Source organism: Micromonospora sp. LHW51205 (genome assembly GCF_003315815.1).
Lineage (GTDB): Bacteria > Actinomycetota > Actinomycetes > Mycobacteriales > Micromonosporaceae > Micromonospora > Micromonospora chalcea.
In genome coordinates this window covers 1,187,060-1,203,446 of record NZ_QMEZ01000001.1, presented here as the reverse complement: position 1 = coordinate 1,203,446, position 16,387 = coordinate 1,187,060, and the positions used below count along the sequence as shown (strand labels likewise).

The following is a 16,387-nucleotide window of genomic DNA, read 5'->3' as shown; positions in this document are numbered from 1 at the left end:
AATAAGAGACAAGGCTAGCGTCAGGCGACGTGGATGTCACTTATTTAGTGACATTCGGCCAACGTGTTCCGGTGTCTTGCCGGGGAAGTTACCGGCGAGTAGCGTTCGGGCATGAGCATCGACTCTCGCCAGGTCGCGGCCGGTCTCCTCGACGCCGTGCCGTTCGCCCGCACGCTCGGGATCGAGTTCGTCGAGGTGGCGCCCGAGGCCGAGGGCGGGGTCCGGGCCGTGGTCCGGCTCCCCGACGACCCGGCGCACCACAACCACGTGGGCGGCCCGCACGCCGGAGCCATGTTCACGCTGGGGGAGACCGCCTCGGGCGCGGTTGTCCTGGCCGCGTTCGGGCAGGTGCTCGACCGGGCCGTACCCCTGGCCGTGACCGCGACCATCCGCTACCTCAAGGTGGCGGTGGGGCCGGTGCTGGCGACGGCGCGGCTCGGCGGTGTCCCCGCCGAGGTGCTGGCCGAGCTGGACGCCGGGCGACGGCCCGAGTTCCCGGTCGAGGTGGAGGTCCGCACCGAGGACGGCACGCTCACCTCCTCGCTCACCGTGATCTGGACGCTGCGCCCGAACCGCTGAGCCCTGAACGGGTTTGCCCGGGGCGAGCGCCGGATAGATTCAAGCGATGCTGGGCCTCCCCGCGCACGTGAGCGCGTGTCTCTTCGATCTGGACGGTGTGCTGACGCAGACCGCCAAGGTGCACAACGCCGCCTGGGCGGAGACGTTCGACGCCTACCTGCGGCGACGGTCCGTCGAAACCGGCGAGCCGTTCCAACCGTTCGACCCCGGACCGGACTACAACCGTTACGTGGACGGCAGACCGCGCGCCGACGGGGTGCGCACATTCCTGGCCTCGCGCGGCATCACCCTGCCCGAGGGCTCACCCGACGACCCACCCGAGGCGGACACGGTCAACGGCCTCGGCAACCGCAAGAACGTCGTCCTGCTCCAGCGGATCGAGCAGCACGGCGTCGAGGCGTACGAAGGTTCGGTTCGCTACCTGGAGGCCGCCACCGCGGCCGGGCTGCGGCGGGCGGTCGTCTCGGCCAGCGCCAACTGCGCCGCCGTGGTGCACGCCGCTGGGCTGGACCACTGGCTGGAGGCGCGGGTCGACGGCGTGGTCGCCCGCGCGAACGGGCTGCGCGGCAAACCGGCCCCGGACACGTTCCTGGAAGGCGCGCGGCTGCTCGGCGTCGAACCGGCGCAGGCCGCCGTCTTCGAGGACGCCCTCGCCGGCGTGGCCGCCGGACGGGCCGGCGGATTCGGGTACGTGATCGGCGTCGACCGGGTCGGCCAGGCCGACGAGCTGCTGGCGCACGGCGCCGACGTGGTGGTCACCGACCTCGCCGAACTGCTCGCGGCGGAGCCGGCCGCGTGATCCGGGAACGGGCGTATCCGGTCGAGCCCTGGCATGTCCGGGAGGTACGCCTCGACATGGACGTGCTGGCCCAGTCCGAGTCGGTGTTCGCGCTCTCCAACGGGCACATCGGGCTGCGCGGCAACCTCGACGAGGGCGAGCCGCACGGCCTACCCGGCACCTACCTGAACTCCTTCTACGAACTGCGCCCGCTGCCGTACGCGGAAGCCGGCTTCGGCTTCCCCGAGTCGGGGCAGACCATCGTCAACGTCACCAACGGCAAACTGATCCGGCTGCTCGTGGACGACGAACCGCTCGACGTCCGCTACGGCGAGGTGCTCGCCCACGAGCGGGTCCTCGACATGCGCGCCGGAACGCTCCAACGCGACCTGCACTGGCGTTCCCCGGCCGGGCGCGAGGTCAAGGTCCGCACCACCCGGCTGGTGTCGTTCACCCAGCGCTCGGTCGCCGCCATCCACTACGAGGTGGAGCCGGTCGACGGGCCGCTGCGGCTGATCCTCCAGTCCGAGCTGGTGGCCAACGAGACGCTGCCGCCGCAGAGCCGCGACCCCCGGGTGGCCGCCGTGCTGGAGTCACCGCTGCAGGCCGAGGAAGAACTCACCACCGACGACGGCGGCCTGCTCATCCACCGGACCAAGGTCAGCGGCCTGCGGGTCGCCGCCGCCATGGGCCACGACGTGCACGGCCCCGAACGCACCACGATCGAGAGCGAAGGGTACGAGGACTGGGTCCGCACCACCATCGGCTGCGTGCTCAAGCCCGGCGAGAAGCTGCACGTGATCAAGTACCTCACGTACGGCTGGTCCAGCCGCCGGTCGCTGCCGGCGCTGCGCGACCAGGTCGGCGCGGCGCTCGCCGCGGCCCGGCTCGACGGCTGGGACGGGCTGCGCCGGGCGCAGCGGGAATACCTCGACGCGTTCTGGGACGCCGCCGACGTGCGCGTCGAAGGCGACCCGGAGGTCCAGCAGGCCGTCCGCTTCGGCCTCTTCCACGTGCTCCAGGCCGGCGCCCGCGGGGAACGGCGGCCGATCTCCGCCAAGGGCCTCACCGGCCCCGGGTACGACGGCCACGCATTCTGGGACACCGAGATGTTCGTGCTGCCGGTGCTCACGTACACCCAGCCCGGCGCGGTCCGCGACGCGCTGCAGTGGCGGCACGCCACGCTCGCCCAGGCCCAGGAGCGGGCCCGCACGCTGAACCTCGAAGGCGCCGCCTTCCCGTGGCGCACCATCGAAGGACCCGAGTCGTCGGCGTACTGGCCGGCCGGAACCGCCGCGTTCCACATCGCCGCCGACGTCGCCGACGCGCTGCGCCGCTACGTGCTGGTCACCGGCGACGAGACACTGGAACGCGAGATCGGACTGGAACTGCTTGTCGAGACCGCCCGGCTGTGGCGATCCCTCGGCCACCACGACCGGGCCGGGCAGTTCCACATCGACGGCGTGACCGGCCCCGACGAGTACACAGCCGTGAAGAACGACAACGTCTACACCAACCTGATGGCGCAGCGGAACCTGCGTACCGCCGCGGACTGCGCGATGCGCTACCGGGACCAGGCCCTCGACCTCGGCGTCACCGAGGAGGAAGCCGCCGCGTGGCGGGACGCCGCGAACGACATGCACGTCCCGTACGACGCCGAGACCGAGGTGCACGAGCAGGTCGAGGGGTTCACCCGGTTCCAGGAGTGGGACTTCGAGCACACGCCACCGGAGAAGTACCCGCTGCTGCTGCACTACCCGTACTTCGACCTCTACCGGAAGCAGGTCGTCAAGCAGGCCGACCTGGTGCTCGCCATGCACTGGCGGGGCGACGCGTTCAGCGCCGCCGAGAAACTGCGCAACTTCGTCTACTACGAGCGGCGCACCGTACGCGACTCGTCGTTGAGCGCCTGCACCCAGGCGGTGCTCGCGGCCGAGGTCGGCTTCCTCGAACTGGCCCACCGCTACCTGCGCGAGGCCGCGCTGATGGATTTGCACGACCTGAACGAGAACACCCGCGACGGCGTGCACATGGCGTCCCTGGCCGGCGCCTGGATCGCGCTCGTCGCCGGATTCGGCGGCCTGCGGGACCACGACGGGACGCTCTCCTTCGCGCCCCGGCTCTCCAGCCGCCTCAGCCGACTGGAGTTCTCGCTCCAGTGGCGCGGGATGCGACTGCGCGTCGACGTGCGGCCGCACCAGACCACGTACTCGCTGCGCAACGGCGGCCCGGACACGGTGGTGGAGCTGCGGCACCACGGCGAGCCGCTGCGGGTCACCTCGGCGCAGCCGGTCACCGTGCCGATCCCGCCCGAGCACCCGACCGAGCCGCAGCCGGAGCAGCCGCAGGGCCGCGCGCCGCTGATGCACCTGCCGGAACGCATGTAGCGGTCCCGCCCCGAAGAGGCGGGACCGCTCGGTACGCGTACCCTCAGAACTGGCGGCCGTTGGACGGGCGCCCGCCGGCGTCGCGCGGCGCCGTGGCCCGCGGATCGTCGGATGTCCGCGCCGTCGAGGCGCGGTCGGCCCAGTCCGGCGAGCCCTCAAGCTCCCGCTTGCGACGCTCCTGGTCGGTGAGTTCCTGTTCCCGGGACCTGTCCTGTTTCGCCATGACGATCCTCGCGATCCGTCGGGGTCCGTGGTCACCCCGCGCGTTCCCGCCCGGCGGCGGCTCAACCGTCCAGGTGGCGGGCGAAGCTGCGCCGCAGGTGGTCCTTGGGGCGGGAGCCGACGATCGAGCCGACCACCTCGCCGTCCCGGAACACCAGCATGGTCGGCGCGGACATGATCCGGTGGGCGCGGGTGGTGGCCGGGTTCTCGTCGGTGTTGAGGGTGACGAAGCGCAGCGCGTCGCCGAACTCCTCGGCCAGCTCGGCCAGGTGCTTCGACACCACCCGGCACGGCGGGCACCACTCGGCCCAGAAGTCGACCACCACGGGCCGGTCGGCGGCCAGCACGGTGGCCGCGAAAGTGTCGTCGGTGACCGGGGTCAGCCGGCCGGTCCCCGTGTCCTGAGGCATGTTTCCTCCCGTTGGGCGATCGCGTGGGCGAGCTGGTCGTGCAGGCGGCGGCGGACGTCGCCCAGCCGGTCGAGGTAGTCGTCCACCTCGGCGAGCTTGCGCCGCAGCACCGCCACCGAATCGGGGCAGACGTCACCGGAGTCGTTCCCCGCGCGCAGGCAGGCGACGAACGGGCGGATGTCGTCCAGGCCGAAACCGATCGCCAGCAGGGAGCGGATCTCGCGGACGACGCGCAGTTCCGCCTCGTCGTAGACCCGGTACCCGTTGGCGGACCGGCCCGGCCGGACCAGGCCGTGGGTCTCGTAGTAGCGCAGGGTGCGGGTGCTCGTACCGGCCCGCCGCGCCAGCTCCCCGATCCGCATCCGCCGCCCCCGTCCCTGCCTGGTGAATCGACGCTAAACCTTGCCGCCGACGTCAACGCAACCCCGCACGCGCGGCCTCCCCGCGCGGCGTTCCCCGCGCGGCGTCCCCGCGCGGCGTTCCCCGCCGGGATCCCCGCTGGCTGTCCCCGTCGATCATGAGGTTGACGGCGTTGTGGATCTCCAAATCTGCCGCCAACTTCATGATCGACCCCGTCGGGGCGGGGTCCGGTGGGGCTGGGGTGGCGTCCCCGTGGATCTTGGTACGAAACGGCCCCTCCAGGGGCCGTTTCGTACCAAGATCTCCCGTGGTCTTGCCCGGATGGGCGTGATCATGAAGTTGGCGGGGAGGGGGCGCTTTCTGGGCCGTCAACTTCATGATCGTGCGGTTGGGGGGTATCGGGTGGGCGGGGGGTGGAGGGATATGCGTGAGGTTTCGGTGCCTGTTGTCGACGGAGGGCTCGTCGGGGATGTCAGTGTGCCCGGCGGGGCCGGTGGGGTGGTGCTGTTCGCGCACGGGAGCGGCAGCTCGCGGCACAGCCCGCGCAACACGGCCGTCGGACGCGCGCTCAACGACCGTGGGCTGGCCACCGTGCTGGTCGACCTGCTGACCGCCGACGAGGAGGCGCGGGACGAGGTCACCGCCGAACTGCGCTTCGACATCGGGATGCTGGCCGAGCGCCTGGCCGGGATCGTCGACTGGATGGGCGCCGACCCGGAGCTGGGGCGGCTCCCGATCGGGCTGTTCGGGGCCAGCACCGGCGCCGCCGCCGCCCTGGTCGCCGCGGCGGCCCGGCCGGACCGGGTGGCCGCGGTGGTCTCCCGGGGTGGCCGGCCCGACCTGGCCGGAAGCTCACTGACCGCGGTACGCGCACCGACGCTGCTGCTCGTCGGCGGCCTGGACGAGCAGGTGATCGTGCTCAACGAGCAGGCCCGGGACGCGCTCGGCGAGGTGGCGGAGCTGCGGATCGTGCCCGGCGCCACCCACCTGTTCGAGGAGCCCGGCACGCTGGAGCAGGTGGCCGACCAGGCAGGTACCTGGTTCACCACCCACCTGCGCCAGCCGCACCCCGCCTGAGCGGCAGCCCGTCAGCCCGCGGCTTCGACGGCCGGGTCCGGCCCGGCGGCGCGGCCGGTTTCGGCGCGGTGCCGCTGCACGGTGTCCAGCACCCGCCAGAGCACCGCCGCGATCGGCACCGACACGAACGCGCCGGCCACCCCGGCGACCAGCGTGCCGGCGGTGACCACCACCAGGATGACCGCCGGATGCAGTTGCACCTGCCGCCGCATCACCAGTGGCTCCAGCAGGTTGCCCTCGATCTGCTGGACGGCGATCACCGCGGCGAGCGTGAGCAGAGCCGTGGTGGGACCGTTCGCGGCGAGCGCGACAAGCACCGCCACCGCGCCGGCCACCGTGGCACCGATGATCGGCACGAAGCCGCCGAGGAACGTGATCAGGGCGAGCGGCAGGGCCAGCGGGACCCGCAACACGACAAGCGCCAGTCCGATGCCGATGGCGTCGATGGCCGCGATGATCATCGTGCCCCGGCTGTACGCGCCGAGCGTGCGCCAGCCGGCCCGGCCCGCCTCGGCGGTCAGCTCCCGGCGCGGACCGGTCAGCCGGCGCAACACCCAGTGCCACATCGAACGGCCGTCCTTGAGCAGGAAGAACAGCAGCACCAGCGCGAGCAGGATCGCGCCGGCCACCTCGGCTGCCTTGCGCGCCCCGGCCACCGGGTCGGGCGTCCCGCTGCTCAGGCCCTGCCGGATCTGCTCCACCAGCCGGTCGAGCTGCTGATCGGTGACCGGCAGGCTGGAGGTGACGAAGTCGCGGGTGCGTTGCAGCCCCTCGTCGAGTTGCTGGCTCAGCTCGCCGAACTGGCTCGCGGTGAGGTTCCAGACCAGTACGCCGGCACCACCGAGGACGCCGAGCAGCAGCAGGACGGTGAGCAGCGCGGCGAGCCCGGCCGGCACCCGCAGCCGGCGCAGGCGTACCAGGACCGGATCGAGCAGCGCGGTGAGGAAGAGCGTGCCGGCCAGCGCCACCGCCAGCGGCGCGAGCAGCACCGCGATCTGCCCCAGCAGCCACAACCCGGCCGTCACCACGAGGAGACAGGCGCTCCAGGTGACAGCGGTCCGTACCGGCCAGGGCAGCCCCGCCCAGGTCTGCCGGGGGCCGGTCGTCGGTGCCGGCCGCGTCGGCTCGGATCCATCAGCGTCCACGTCGCCTCCTCGATCGTGGCCGTTGGTACCCGACGCACGTCGATCCGACACCCCGGCGGGAATCGCCCACCCGGTGTTTGTGCCCCCAGCCCCAGGGAAGGCTTCCAACGTATCGAAGGGAGATCCGACATGAGCGACTTCATGGACAAGGCCAAGGACTTCGCCGACAAGCATGACAAGCAGGTCGACCAGGGCATCGAGAAGGCGGGTGGCGCGGCCGACAAGCGCACCGGCGGCAAGTACGACGCCCAGATCGACAAGGGCGTCGACATGGCGCAGCAGCGGACCGGCGAGGGTGACACCGGGCGCTGACCCCGTACACCCGCACCGGCTCCGGACACGACGGCGGCCACGCCCCCTCAGGGAGCGTGGCCGCCGTGGCGTCGGGGTCAGGAGCTGTAGCCGCGTCCGGCGATCCAGTTGGCCAGCTCGGTCACGTCCATCCAGTACGTCGGCGTGTCCGGCCGGGCCGGGTCGGCGATGAGGACGGTGTCGGCGTCGCCCTCGTACCGCACCACGGTCAGGTAGTGGCCGGGGTAGCTGTGCTCCACCCCGTCGATGTCCCGGGCGCCGCCCAGGATGTTCGCCACCACCGGCCGGTCGTCGTCCACGGCGGTCCGGATGTCCGCGCGCAGGCGGGCCACCTGCTCCGGGGTGGCCACGTCGTCGCGGATTTCGGTGGTCCGGTACTTGCCGCCGGTGTACTCGTTGAGCACGCGGGTGATGTCGATGGCAGAGTCGGTGCCGTTCTGGGTGGTGCCCAGCTTCGCCGCCAGCTCGTCCTGGCTCACGTCCTTGCCCTCGGCCGAGAGCGCGATGCGGGCCGAGGCGGGACCACAGTAGAAGAAGTTCGGCTGAGCCTGGTACTCGTAGTCGGCGGTGCGGTCACCCTTGCCCTTGACCGGGGCCGCGTGGGCGGCAGCCGGGCCGGCGACGGCACCGCCGGCAGCGGCGAGACCGGCGACGGAGAGCAGGCACTTGCGGATGATCGGGTTCATGTCGAGGCTCCATTCGGGGGTCGACGGCTCCGTGCGGGAGACGCGGCACCAGGAGTGGCGCTCGGCGTACGGAGAGTTCAACCGCCCTGCTTCCGGGCCTCATTTCCAGGCGTGACCGGGGCCACCGCGAAACCGGACAGAGCGCCTCAATCGGGCAGGCTGCCCAGGAGCCGGGTCACCGCGATCTCGATGACCACCCGCTCCGGATTCGGACGCGGGGTGCGATAACGCTCGGCGTACCGCCGTTCGGCCTCGGCCACCGAAGCCGGGTCGCGGCGCAGCGCCGCCCGGCCCTCCACGGTCAGCCACCAGCGGCCGTCGACCTGGCACACCGCCACCGGAGTGCCGTCCGGTCCGGCCGCGGCGACGTGCCGCGCCTTGGCCGACCCCGCCGAGGTGATCACCCGGGCCAGGCCGGCCTCCGGGTCGAAGGTCACCCCCACCGGTACGACGTGCGGGGTGCCGTCGGCGCGCAGCGTGGTCAGCGTGGCGAGATGCCGGTCCGCGAAGAAGCGGGCCACCCGCCCGTCGTGCGGATCCAACCGGTGCCGTCCCGCCATGCCGTCTCCTCGTTCGCGTGTCTCATCGGCGGGGCGCCGCGCCGGGCGGCAGCGCCGGGGACTTCCCGGTGGCCCGCTGTTCCACCTGGGCGGCACGATGCTTGACGGCCAGCCGGCCCAGGTAGAACAGCGCGCCGGCCAGCACGCCCATGTCGTCCAGGTAGATCGGGTCGGGCAGCAGGTCCACCGGCAGGATCGTGTAGATCAGCGCGCCGTAGAACGCGACCTTGCCGCCGGCGCCGAGCGCGCCGAGCATGCGGCGGGTGCGGACCAGCCGGACGGCGAGCACGACCGCCCCGGCCAGCATGGCCGCCGCGACGACGGCGGCGAGTACGACGAGCACCCAGGCTTCACGGGACACGCCCTCACGCTAGCCGAGCCGGGTCGATGCCGCCCGCGGGTCGTGGCCGTGACGCCCCGGGTCGTGGCCCGGGGCGCTCAGGCCGCCACGGCCGCCCGTCCCCGGGCAACCGGGGTCAGCTCGCGGGTGATGTCGACGGCGGCCGAACCGGTCGGCAGTTCCCGGGTGGTCTCCGGCCCGGCGAACCCGACGATGGACAGCTCCGCCTGCGGCTCAGGGGCCGGGTGCAGCGCCGCGAACGCCTCGTCGCGCAGGCTCTGCGCCGCCGCCGCGGCCCGCTCGGCGGCCTGCCAGGCGGCCTGTTCCCGCTGCGTGGCGGCCCGGTGCCGGGCGGCGAGGTTGTCCCGAACCAGCCGGCGCAGCAGCAGCTCCTGCTCCACCGGGTGCCGGCTCGGGTCCCAGCCGTTCCCGCCGAGGATGTCGCTGAGCTGCCGCACCGTGATCTCGTTGCGCCACTGGGCGTCCATCGCCGCCCGGTGCAGCCAGCGCTCCCGGTCCGCGTACTCGGCCGGGGTCCGGGCGGTCCGGGGCAGCGGCAGCGCCGCGGCGGCGGCCAGGCGCCGCACGTCGTCCTCCGCCGCCTGGTACGCCTGCCAGGCCGCCTCGGCCTCCTCCTGGGCGGTCAGCCACTCCGTCCGGCTCCGCTCGGCGGTCGCCGCCGCGCGGGCGGCGGCCACCGCCACCTCGTCGGCGTACCGGTCCCGCTCCCGATCCTGTACGCGGGCCCGCTCGGCCTGATCGATGCTGCTCGGCCGGGCGGCGTCACTGATCCGGTCGACAAGCTCCGAGCGGAACCGGGACGGGCGGACGATCAGGGCGGCGACCACTGTGGCGGCCACGGCGAGCAGAGCCAGCCAGATCACGGCGGCAGCGGGGACGTCGGGCAGGACGGTGGAGAAGACGGTCTGCATCACCAGCACCTCAAGGTGGAACGACTGACGAACAACGGTTTGTGGCCCGGTCATCCGGGTGGGGTGCGTCTCGCTACGGAGACGCGGCAGGGCGCGCGGGTGCGGCAGGTGTGGCCGCGCCGGGGCGTACCGGAAAGGTGGCCCGGTCAGGCGCGCGGCGGACCGCGGCGGGCGATGGCTGCCCGAGCCGGGTCGGCGACGGCGACGGCCTCGACGCCGGGCACCCGCCCGGCGGCTGTGGATTCGGTGCCGGCCGCGTCGGCGGCGGGACCGGAGGTGGACCGCGGCGCGCCGTCGGCCGTCGTGCCGCCCGCCGCGACCGTCGTCAGGCCGACCTCGGCCGGAACCGGAGACGCGATCACGCTCGGCGCGGCGGCGGAGGCGACAGTGACCGCGACGGACTGCTCGGTCACGGCGGCATGGGCGGGTGCGGCGGCGATGCCCTGGAGGCCGACGATCAGCACCAGGCCGGCCACGGCCGTGCGGGCGATCCGGCGCAGCGTCGCCGTCCAGGTGGACGGGGCGAACGCTACGGGCAGCACCAATTCAACCTATCGGTCAGCGGACGATTTCGCAGCTCAAAGATCTTGCTGGTTACGTGAGCCGTCCCACGGGTCGCTGTGGACGGACCGCTGCCTCGATGCCGCTGTCAGTTGCCGCCGAGCACCGGCGGCGGAGCGCCGTCGCCGTCGCCCCAGACCATCTCGTCCTCGGTGAGCCAGGTCAGCCGGCCGTCGGACTCGTCGTCGCCGTGGCTGCCGCGACCACCGAGCACGCCGCCGCGGCCGGCCATCGCGGGCCGCCCGGTGCCGCCGGCCCGCTCGCCGGACCTGCCCCCGGCCTCGACCACCAGGCCGCGACCGGAGGTGAGCCGGCCGGTGCCGGCCGCCGCGCGGTTCTCCGCGCCGGGCGCGCCGCCGAACCGGGCCGAGGACGCAGAGTTGGGACCGGTGCCCGCGAGCGACCCGGTGCTGAGCACGCCGGGGGCGCCGTAGAGCCCGCCGCCCCCGCCGGCCGTCATCGTGGCGGGGCCGCCGCCGGAGCCGAAGCCCGCGCCGCCGCCGATCGTCGGGCCGCCGGTGGTGCCGGTCAACGGGCCGGCGCCGGCCAGCGAGGTGCCGCCCGGGTCGACGGTGCCGCCGGTGGTGACCGAGCCCGGAGCGCCCGCGCCGGGGTTGCCGCCCGGTGTGCCCGCGCCCGGGGCGCCCGCACCGGGCGTGCCGCTGGTCGGCGCCGTGTGGTGCACGCCCGACGTGGTGGCGGTGGCGCTCGCTCCCGGGCCGAAACTGCCCAGGCTAGGGCCGGACGACGGCGTCTTGACCGAGGGGCCGTTCTGCAGCGTCGGGTCGCCGTTGCTGGTGTTGCCGGGCAGCTCGACCTCGGGCGGGTCCGGCACGACGATCCGGCCGTACGCCGAGAAGTCGTAGCCCTCGGCGAGCTTCGCCACGACCTGCACCATCCGCTGGTGCGCCTTCTCCTGCTCGGCCTTGTCCTGCTGGTGGCCGACGATCCCGCCGATCACCGCGCCGGGGGCGCCGCCGAGCAGGAAGCCCTTGCCGGCGCCGGAGAGCAGCTTGTCGTTGTCGTCGGTCTTCTCCGGGCTCTCCGCCTTGGACTGCGCGGCCCGCAGCTCGCTGGACATCATGTCGAGGCCCTGCCGGATGCCCGTCATGCCCTCGGCGAGGTTGCCGGAGTAGCGCACGACCATGTCCAGCCGCCTGGTGAACTCGCGCGCGGCGTCGCCGGTCCAGCTCTTGGACAGCGCCTCCAGGTCGGCGGTGAGGTCGCGGCCGAGGTCGTCGAGCGTGCTCTTGAGGGAGGTCCACTGGGCGCTGAGCGCCTCGATCTGCTTCGGGTCGCCGGCGTTGACGCCCTGGTAGAGCTCCTCGTGGCTGACGTGCTCGTAGCGCCGGGTGTACTCAGACACGCGGGTCCTCCTTCGGCTGCTTCATCGCCTCGTTCAGCCCCGAGAGGGCGGCGGCGATGTCGGCCGCGGCGGCGGCGTTGCGGGCCTCGGCGGTCTTGTAGTTCGTCATGATCTTGTGGGTCGCCTCGCGGGCGGCCAGGATCGCCCGGCGCAGCCGGTCGACGTGGTTGACGTAGCTCTGGTGCGTCTCGGAGTAGCGACGTGCGTTGTCGGTCGCGTCGGTGAACGTGCCGAGCGCGGGCGGGCGGCACTGCATCTGGGTGTTCAGCTTGCGCAACACCGACTCCGCCTCGTCCAGCCGCCGCTCAAGTCGCTGGTGGAAGTCCTCCAGGGACAGTACGTCTACTGTCGTGCGCCCCGTCATGGCTGCATCCCCGTAGTCATCGTCGATAACCTTCGCCGCACTCAGGTTAGTCGAAACGCGCCAACCCGGGCGACCCGTGACAGGCCCCATCCACATCGGACCCGGGCGGGGCCGGTCAACCGCCCTGGACCTGGGCCGCGGCGCCGCCGGTGGAGGGGGTCGCGGTGGGCGCCGCCGGGGTCGAGGCATCGAAGTACGCCATCGCGTCCTGGCGCGACAGCGTCGGGCCGGTCGGCACCAGCGCCAGCAGCGAGGCGGGTACGGCCAGCGGGGTCACGTCGCCGTACCCGAGGGCGCTCTTCGCGTCGCCCCCGGCGGTGCCGAGCGGAAAGCGGATGCCCTGGGCGGTGATCAGGTAGACCGTCGACCCGGCCGCCGGCTTGCCGCTCTCTCCGGCCGTGGCCTGCGCCAGCACGCCCTTGCCGCCGGGCAGCAGCACGTTCTCGGCGGTGCGTACCGCGTCCCGGCCGCCCTGCCGCGACGGCATCGCGGTCGCCTCGGTCAGCTCGGCCGGCGGGGAGTCGAAGACCTCAAGCGTGGTGGTCGGCGGCTGGCCGGCCGGGCCGGGCCGGTAGGTGGCGCAGAGCACCGTGCGCCCCGGGCGGACCTCGTGCGGCGTCGGCAGCCGGGCGGGCAGGCCGTCCGGCTCCAGCCGCTGGTCGGTGAGGAGCCGGCCCGCCTCGTCCGGCGTGATCTGCGCCACCTCGCCACCCCGGCCGAGCAGCAGCAGCGCGGTCACCTCCCGGACCGTGGCCAGGCCCTGCCGGGTGAGCACGTAGTACTGGCCGGCCGCCTGGTAGACCTGGCCGATCCGGGCCGGCCGGCCGCCCACCGTGAGCCCGCTCGCGCCGCCGTCCCCGTCGATCGTGGGCTTGCGCAGCACCGGCCCCACCGGCACCGCGTTCAGCAGCTGCTGCCCGACGGTGAGGTTCGTGACGCCGGCCATCTTCAACGCCACCAGCGCCTGGTCGTCGCCGGCGACACGCAGCCGCGAGCCGCCGGTGAGCAGGTAGCGGGCGTCGCCGGTGCGCACCACGACGGCCCGGTCGGTGAGCGCGGTGCCGCCGGGCAGCGTCCGGTCGATCACCAGGTGCGTGGTGGAGCGCTGCGTGTCGTTCGGGTCGGGCACGTCGCACACCGACCAGGGGAGCCCGACCAGGGACTTGCGGTCCGGCAAGTCGTCGGGGGCGCCCACGATGCCGACCAGCCGGCCGCGCGGCCGGTCCTTGATGGACGCCTGGGACATGGTGCGGGGCTTCGCCGCCGCGTCGTTGACGATCAGCCGCGCCGAGGCGTAGTTGAGCGTCGGGCGCAGCACCCGGTCCTCGCCGAAGTAGTACGTCGCGCCGGTCTCCCGCTCGATCACCAGCGTGTTCGGCTCCAGCGGCGCCGAGTTGCTGGTGAGCTGCCCGTACGCGCCCACCCCGCCGAGCACCACGGCGGCCGCGATCACGCTGCCGAACACCGCCATGCCGAGGCGGCGCATCGGCAGTTCGTTGGTCTCCGGGTCGCCCGACAGCAGCGCCGAGACGATGCGGCGGGTGACGAAGCGGTACGCCTGGACCTGATCGCGGCGGGTCCGCATGACTAACCTCCGGCGGGGTGGGTCCAACGACGACAGGGCCGAGCGGCGTCGCGGGCTTCCCTACGATAAGGGGCCACCGGGGGTGCGCCGGACCCCGTCCGCCGCCCGAACGCCGCACCCCGCCGGCGGATGTCCAGGATGTCCAGAAGGGACGCTCACCGATGACGCAGCTGCAGGCGCCACCCGGTCGTACGGCCACCGCCCCCGCCGTACCGGTGGACCGGCCGGTCACCCCGGCCGACAAGCGCCGCCGGGGCCGGCTCGGCCCGGTCGTGGTCGGGCAGCTCGTCGTGGTGGAGTGCGCCGCGCTGGCGGTCTGGTTCGCCACCGCCGGCCCGCCCTGGCTGCTCGGGGTGGTGGGCGGGCTGGCGCTGCTGGCAGTGGTCGCCGCGTTCGCGCGCCGGGGCGGCCGATGGTGGTACGAGGACCTGATGCTCCGCCGCCGGCTGCGCCGCCGCCGCGACCGGGCCCGGGGCGCGACGCCGGGCGGCGACCCCCGGCTGGCCGCGCTCGCCCCGGAACTGACAGTGGTGGAGCTGACCGAGCGCGGCACCCGCCTCGGCATCGGGCAGGACGACCGGGGCTGGTTCGCCGCGCTGGCGCTCACCGGCCGGCCCGGCGCGCCCGCGGGCTCGATCGAGGCCGCCGTGGTGGACCGCGCGCTCGCCGTGCTCGCCGACTTCTCCGGCCCGGTCACCCAGACCCAGGTCGTCTCGCACACGCTGGTCTGGTACCCGGCCCCCGGCGCGCCGCCGTCGGCGTACCGGACCGTGTGGGTGGCGCTGCGACTGTCGGTGGCCGACGCGCGGGCCGAAACGGTGAGCCGGGGCGGCGGCCTGCGCGGCGTGCACCGGACGGTGGCGGCCGGGGTGGGCCGGCTCGGCAAGGCGCTCAACGCCGCCGGTCTCGGCCACCGCGTGCTCGGGCGGGACGAGCTGCACGCGGCGGTGGTGTCCGGCGCCGGGCTCGACCTGGCGCCGGAGGCGCCGGTGGAGACGTGGACCAGCGTGCGCGGGGGCGGCTGGACGCAGCGCTGCCTGGCCCTGCGGGTACGCCCCAACGGCTCGCTCGGCGCGCTCGTGGACGCGGTCACCGCCACCTCGGCGCCGTCGCACACGGTCGCCGCCGTGGTGCTCCCGGGCGGCCGGCGGGTTCCGCCGCTGCTGCGGGTGGCGGCAATGGACGGGCACGCCGAGGCGCTGGTGAAGGCGGTCCGGGACATGGCCGGGCGCGCGGGTGTGCCGGCCCGCCCGCTGGACGGCCAGCACGGTCCCGGCGTCTACGCCACCGCGCCGGTCGGCACCGCGATGGGGACCGTCACGGTCGAAGGTTGACGATCCAGCCGTACATGCCGCACACCCACACGGCGAGCGGCACCAGCGCGATGATCAGCAGGATCTCGACGATGTCCAGGGTCCGGCCCCAGACCGGCGAGATCCGCTTGCCGGCCACGGTCAGGCCGTAGACCAGGCTGATCACGGCCACCACGGCCAGGCCGCCGAGGACCAGCCCGAGCCGGACCGCCAGCGAGCCGGCGGCGAACGTGGCGGCGGCGACCAGTCCCAGGCCGACGGTGCCGGACAGCAGCACCGGCGTACGCTGCCCGCGGCCGAGGAACGGGCGCGCCCGCAGCAGCGACAGCAGCGCCAGGACCAGGCAGAGCAGGACCGCCGGCAGGCGGCCGTCCTCGGCCAGCACCACCTCGCCGCCGAGCACCAGCAGCGAGACGGTCCAGAGCAGGCCGGTGAGGAAACCGTCGGCGCGCTCGCTGTTGCGCAGCACCGACGGCCCGTCCACCGACTCGGTGTCGGTCTTCAGGTCGTCCGGCCCGGTGGGGATGGACGGCACCGGCAGCCGGGCGAGGCGGTAGGCGAGCATCGGCAGCGCCGGCAGCGCGCCGAAGGCGACTGTCGCCACCACTGCCGCCGACGCCGCCGCGCCGATGCCGAAGGCCAGGCTGAGCACCGCGCCGAGCCCGACCGCCGCCCCCACGCCGACCGCGCCGAGGAACAGCGGCAGGCGGTCGCCGACGGCGAGCGCGGCGATCGCGCCGAACACCACCACGGCGGTGCCGGCGAGCAGGACGTGCGGGGCGGCCAGCTCGCCGAGCGTCCGCTCACCGGCGAGCACCAGCAGGCCGCCGACGCCCGCGTAGCCGATCCCGACCAGGGCCAGCACCGCGCCGGTGCGACTGTCTCCGGCCGCCCGGGACAGCACCGCGGCGCCGACCAGCAGCGCCACCGCGACCACGAAGGCGGCCGCCGCGCCGGGCAGGTGCGGCGGGCCGGTGAACAGCGCCGCCACCGCGCCGCCGGCAAGCGCGGAGGCGGCCAGGAGGACCGCGAACGCCCGCGTGGTGCCCACCTGCCAGGCGCCCGCCCGCTGGGTGGTGGAGGTGGCGACCGCGTCCACCACGTCGTCGAAGACGATCTCCGGGGCGGTCGCGGCACGGGGGTTGAAGTAGAGCACCTCGCCGTCGCGGACCCCGAGCTGCGCGGCGGTACGGCCACCGTCGAGCGGCTGGCCGCCGAGCCGGGACAGGGCCCAGCCGCCGTGCCGCACACCCTCGTCGGCCAGGTCCTCGCCCGCGTAGCGCAGCAGCGTGGGCAGCAGGTCGGCGAGCGGCACGTCGGACGGCAGCGCCAGATCCATCCTGGTACGTGGCGCCACGATGGTGATCCGGCTCAGCCCACCGGTCGCCGTCTTCGTCGCCACAGTGGCCT

The 16,387-nt window shown here is 74.0% G+C and carries 19 protein-coding genes; 6 read left to right on the top strand and 13 right to left on the bottom strand.

Going from position 1 to position 16,387, the window contains the following annotated elements:
• Nucleotides 1-111: 111 nt before the first annotated feature.
• From DQE82_RS05625 to DQE82_RS05615, 3 genes are read left to right on the top strand one after another with little or no spacing between them, the layout of a single operon-like run.
• Complete coding sequence (locus DQE82_RS05625; RefSeq protein WP_091414765.1) at nucleotides 112-579, top strand: DUF4442 domain-containing protein; 468 nt, start codon at nucleotides 112-114, stop codon at nucleotides 577-579.
• A 46-nt stretch (nucleotides 580-625) separates the two neighbouring features.
• Nucleotides 626-1,378, top strand: a complete 753-nt coding sequence (locus DQE82_RS05620; RefSeq protein ID WP_104115972.1) for an HAD family phosphatase — start codon at nucleotides 626-628, stop codon at nucleotides 1,376-1,378.
• Entirely contained in the window at nucleotides 1,375-3,744 is a 2,370-nt protein-coding gene (locus tag DQE82_RS05615; RefSeq protein WP_043327109.1) for a glycoside hydrolase family 65 protein, read from the top strand. The genes DQE82_RS05620 and DQE82_RS05615 overlap by 4 nt, the downstream gene beginning before the upstream one ends.
• Before the next feature lie 43 nt (nucleotides 3,745-3,787).
• On the opposite strand, the gene DQE82_RS05610 is transcribed toward DQE82_RS05615, so the two are convergent.
• The 3 genes from DQE82_RS05610 to DQE82_RS05600 form a co-directional block, all read right to left on the bottom strand.
• A complete protein-coding gene (locus tag DQE82_RS05610) occupies nucleotides 3,788-3,967 on the bottom strand; it encodes a hypothetical protein (protein WP_030503531.1) in 180 nt (59 codons plus the stop codon).
• 61 nt (nucleotides 3,968-4,028) lie between these two features.
• Entirely contained in the window at nucleotides 4,029-4,376 is a 348-nt protein-coding gene (locus DQE82_RS05605) for a co-chaperone YbbN (RefSeq protein WP_043327107.1), read from the bottom strand.
• The gene (locus tag DQE82_RS05600; protein WP_030503529.1) at nucleotides 4,346-4,738 is read right to left on the bottom strand and encodes a MerR family transcriptional regulator; all 393 of its coding nucleotides are present in this window, start codon (nucleotides 4,736-4,738) and stop codon (nucleotides 4,346-4,348) included. The genes DQE82_RS05605 and DQE82_RS05600 overlap by 31 nt, the downstream gene beginning before the upstream one ends.
• Nucleotides 4,739-5,159: 421 nt before the next feature.
• Between DQE82_RS05600 and DQE82_RS05595 the strand changes: the two genes are divergently transcribed.
• On the top strand, nucleotides 5,160-5,813 hold the full coding sequence (locus DQE82_RS05595) for a dienelactone hydrolase family protein (protein WP_043327103.1): 654 nt from the start codon (nucleotides 5,160-5,162) through the stop codon (nucleotides 5,811-5,813).
• 11 nt (nucleotides 5,814-5,824) lie between these two features.
• Here the strand turns inward: DQE82_RS05595 and DQE82_RS05590 are convergent, their stop codons facing one another.
• Nucleotides 5,825-6,958 (bottom strand): AI-2E family transporter, encoded by a 1,134-nt coding sequence (locus DQE82_RS05590; protein ID WP_113972143.1) that lies wholly within the window; start codon nucleotides 6,956-6,958, stop codon nucleotides 5,825-5,827.
• A 129-nt stretch (nucleotides 6,959-7,087) separates the two neighbouring features.
• Between DQE82_RS05590 and DQE82_RS05585 the strand changes: the two genes are divergently transcribed.
• Entirely contained in the window at nucleotides 7,088-7,270 is a 183-nt protein-coding gene (locus DQE82_RS05585) for an antitoxin (RefSeq protein ID WP_113972142.1), read from the top strand.
• A 77-nt stretch (nucleotides 7,271-7,347) separates the two neighbouring features.
• Here DQE82_RS05585 and DQE82_RS05580 read toward each other — a convergent pair whose 3' ends face one another.
• The 8 genes from DQE82_RS05580 to eccB all read right to left on the bottom strand — a co-directional run bounded on the left by DQE82_RS05580 (nucleotide 7,348) and on the right by eccB (nucleotide 13,664).
• On the bottom strand, nucleotides 7,348-7,956 hold the full coding sequence (locus tag DQE82_RS05580) for a C39 family peptidase (RefSeq protein WP_064448614.1): 609 nt from the start codon (nucleotides 7,954-7,956) through the stop codon (nucleotides 7,348-7,350).
• A gap of 146 nt (nucleotides 7,957-8,102) precedes the next feature.
• A complete protein-coding gene (locus tag DQE82_RS05575; RefSeq protein ID WP_069087830.1) occupies nucleotides 8,103-8,516 on the bottom strand; it encodes a pyridoxamine 5'-phosphate oxidase family protein in 414 nt (137 codons plus the stop codon).
• Nucleotides 8,517-8,538: 22 nt separating this feature from the next.
• Nucleotides 8,539-8,877: a YkvA family protein gene (locus tag DQE82_RS05570; protein WP_043327093.1), complete on the bottom strand. Its 339-nt coding sequence runs from the start codon at nucleotides 8,875-8,877 to the stop codon at nucleotides 8,539-8,541.
• 77 nt (nucleotides 8,878-8,954) lie between these two features.
• The gene (locus tag DQE82_RS05565) at nucleotides 8,955-9,788 is read right to left on the bottom strand and encodes a hypothetical protein (RefSeq protein ID WP_064448627.1); all 834 of its coding nucleotides are present in this window, start codon (nucleotides 9,786-9,788) and stop codon (nucleotides 8,955-8,957) included.
• Nucleotides 9,789-9,934: 146 nt separating this feature from the next.
• The gene (locus DQE82_RS05560) at nucleotides 9,935-10,330 is read right to left on the bottom strand and encodes a hypothetical protein (RefSeq protein ID WP_064448612.1); all 396 of its coding nucleotides are present in this window, start codon (nucleotides 10,328-10,330) and stop codon (nucleotides 9,935-9,937) included.
• 107 nt (nucleotides 10,331-10,437) lie between these two features.
• On the bottom strand, nucleotides 10,438-11,715 hold the full coding sequence (locus DQE82_RS05555) for a WXG100 family type VII secretion target (protein ID WP_113972141.1): 1,278 nt from the start codon (nucleotides 11,713-11,715) through the stop codon (nucleotides 10,438-10,440).
• Nucleotides 11,708-12,079, bottom strand: a complete 372-nt coding sequence (locus DQE82_RS05550) for a hypothetical protein (protein ID WP_030503518.1) — start codon at nucleotides 12,077-12,079, stop codon at nucleotides 11,708-11,710. Before DQE82_RS05550 ends, DQE82_RS05555 begins: the two co-directional genes overlap by 8 nt.
• Before the next feature lie 115 nt (nucleotides 12,080-12,194).
• Nucleotides 12,195-13,664, bottom strand: a complete 1,470-nt coding sequence (gene eccB, locus DQE82_RS05545) for a type VII secretion protein EccB (protein WP_069087832.1) — start codon at nucleotides 13,662-13,664, stop codon at nucleotides 12,195-12,197.
• A gap of 161 nt (nucleotides 13,665-13,825) precedes the next feature.
• Between eccB and DQE82_RS05540 the strand changes: the two genes are divergently transcribed.
• Nucleotides 13,826-14,998, top strand: coding sequence for a type VII secretion protein EccE (locus tag DQE82_RS05540; RefSeq protein WP_064448609.1), 1,173 nt, complete (start codon nucleotides 13,826-13,828; stop codon nucleotides 14,996-14,998).
• Here the strand turns inward: DQE82_RS05540 and eccD are convergent.
• Nucleotides 14,982-16,379 carry a type VII secretion integral membrane protein EccD gene (gene eccD, locus DQE82_RS05535; RefSeq protein ID WP_064448608.1) on the bottom strand — a complete coding sequence of 466 codons (1,398 nt, stop codon included), beginning with the start codon at nucleotides 16,377-16,379 and terminating at the stop codon, nucleotides 14,982-14,984. The two genes, DQE82_RS05540 and eccD, sit on opposite strands and share 17 nt — an antisense overlap.
• Nucleotides 16,380-16,387: the final 8 nt, after the last annotated feature.

Excerpts from the sequence above, each read along its gene's own strand:
- DQE82_RS05605 (WP_043327107.1), bottom strand. The coding sequence starts at position 4,376 with ATGCCTCAGGACACGGGGACCGGCCGGCTGACCCCGGTCACCGACGAC.
- DQE82_RS05610 (WP_030503531.1), bottom strand. The coding sequence starts at position 3,967 with ATGGCGAAACAGGACAGGTCCCGGGAACAGGAACTCACCGACCAGGAG.
- eccB (WP_069087832.1), bottom strand. The coding sequence starts at position 13,664 with ATGCGGACCCGCCGCGATCAGGTCCAGGCGTACCGCTTCGTCACCCGC.
- DQE82_RS05580 (WP_064448614.1), bottom strand. The coding sequence starts at position 7,956 with ATGAACCCGATCATCCGCAAGTGCCTGCTCTCCGTCGCCGGTCTCGCC.
- DQE82_RS05550 (WP_030503518.1), bottom strand. The coding sequence starts at position 12,079 with ATGACGGGGCGCACGACAGTAGACGTACTGTCCCTGGAGGACTTCCAC.
- DQE82_RS05600 (WP_030503529.1), bottom strand. The coding sequence starts at position 4,738 with ATGCGGATCGGGGAGCTGGCGCGGCGGGCCGGTACGAGCACCCGCACC.
- DQE82_RS05595 (WP_043327103.1), top strand. The coding sequence starts at position 5,160 with ATGCGTGAGGTTTCGGTGCCTGTTGTCGACGGAGGGCTCGTCGGGGAT.
- DQE82_RS05625 (WP_091414765.1), top strand. The coding sequence starts at position 112 with ATGAGCATCGACTCTCGCCAGGTCGCGGCCGGTCTCCTCGACGCCGTG.
- DQE82_RS05585 (WP_113972142.1), top strand. The coding sequence starts at position 7,088 with ATGAGCGACTTCATGGACAAGGCCAAGGACTTCGCCGACAAGCATGAC.
- DQE82_RS05575 (WP_069087830.1), bottom strand. The coding sequence starts at position 8,516 with ATGGCGGGACGGCACCGGTTGGATCCGCACGACGGGCGGGTGGCCCGC.
- DQE82_RS05565 (WP_064448627.1), bottom strand. The coding sequence starts at position 9,788 with ATGCAGACCGTCTTCTCCACCGTCCTGCCCGACGTCCCCGCTGCCGCC.
- DQE82_RS05540 (WP_064448609.1), top strand. The coding sequence starts at position 13,826 with ATGACGCAGCTGCAGGCGCCACCCGGTCGTACGGCCACCGCCCCCGCC.
- DQE82_RS05620 (WP_104115972.1), top strand. The coding sequence starts at position 626 with ATGCTGGGCCTCCCCGCGCACGTGAGCGCGTGTCTCTTCGATCTGGAC.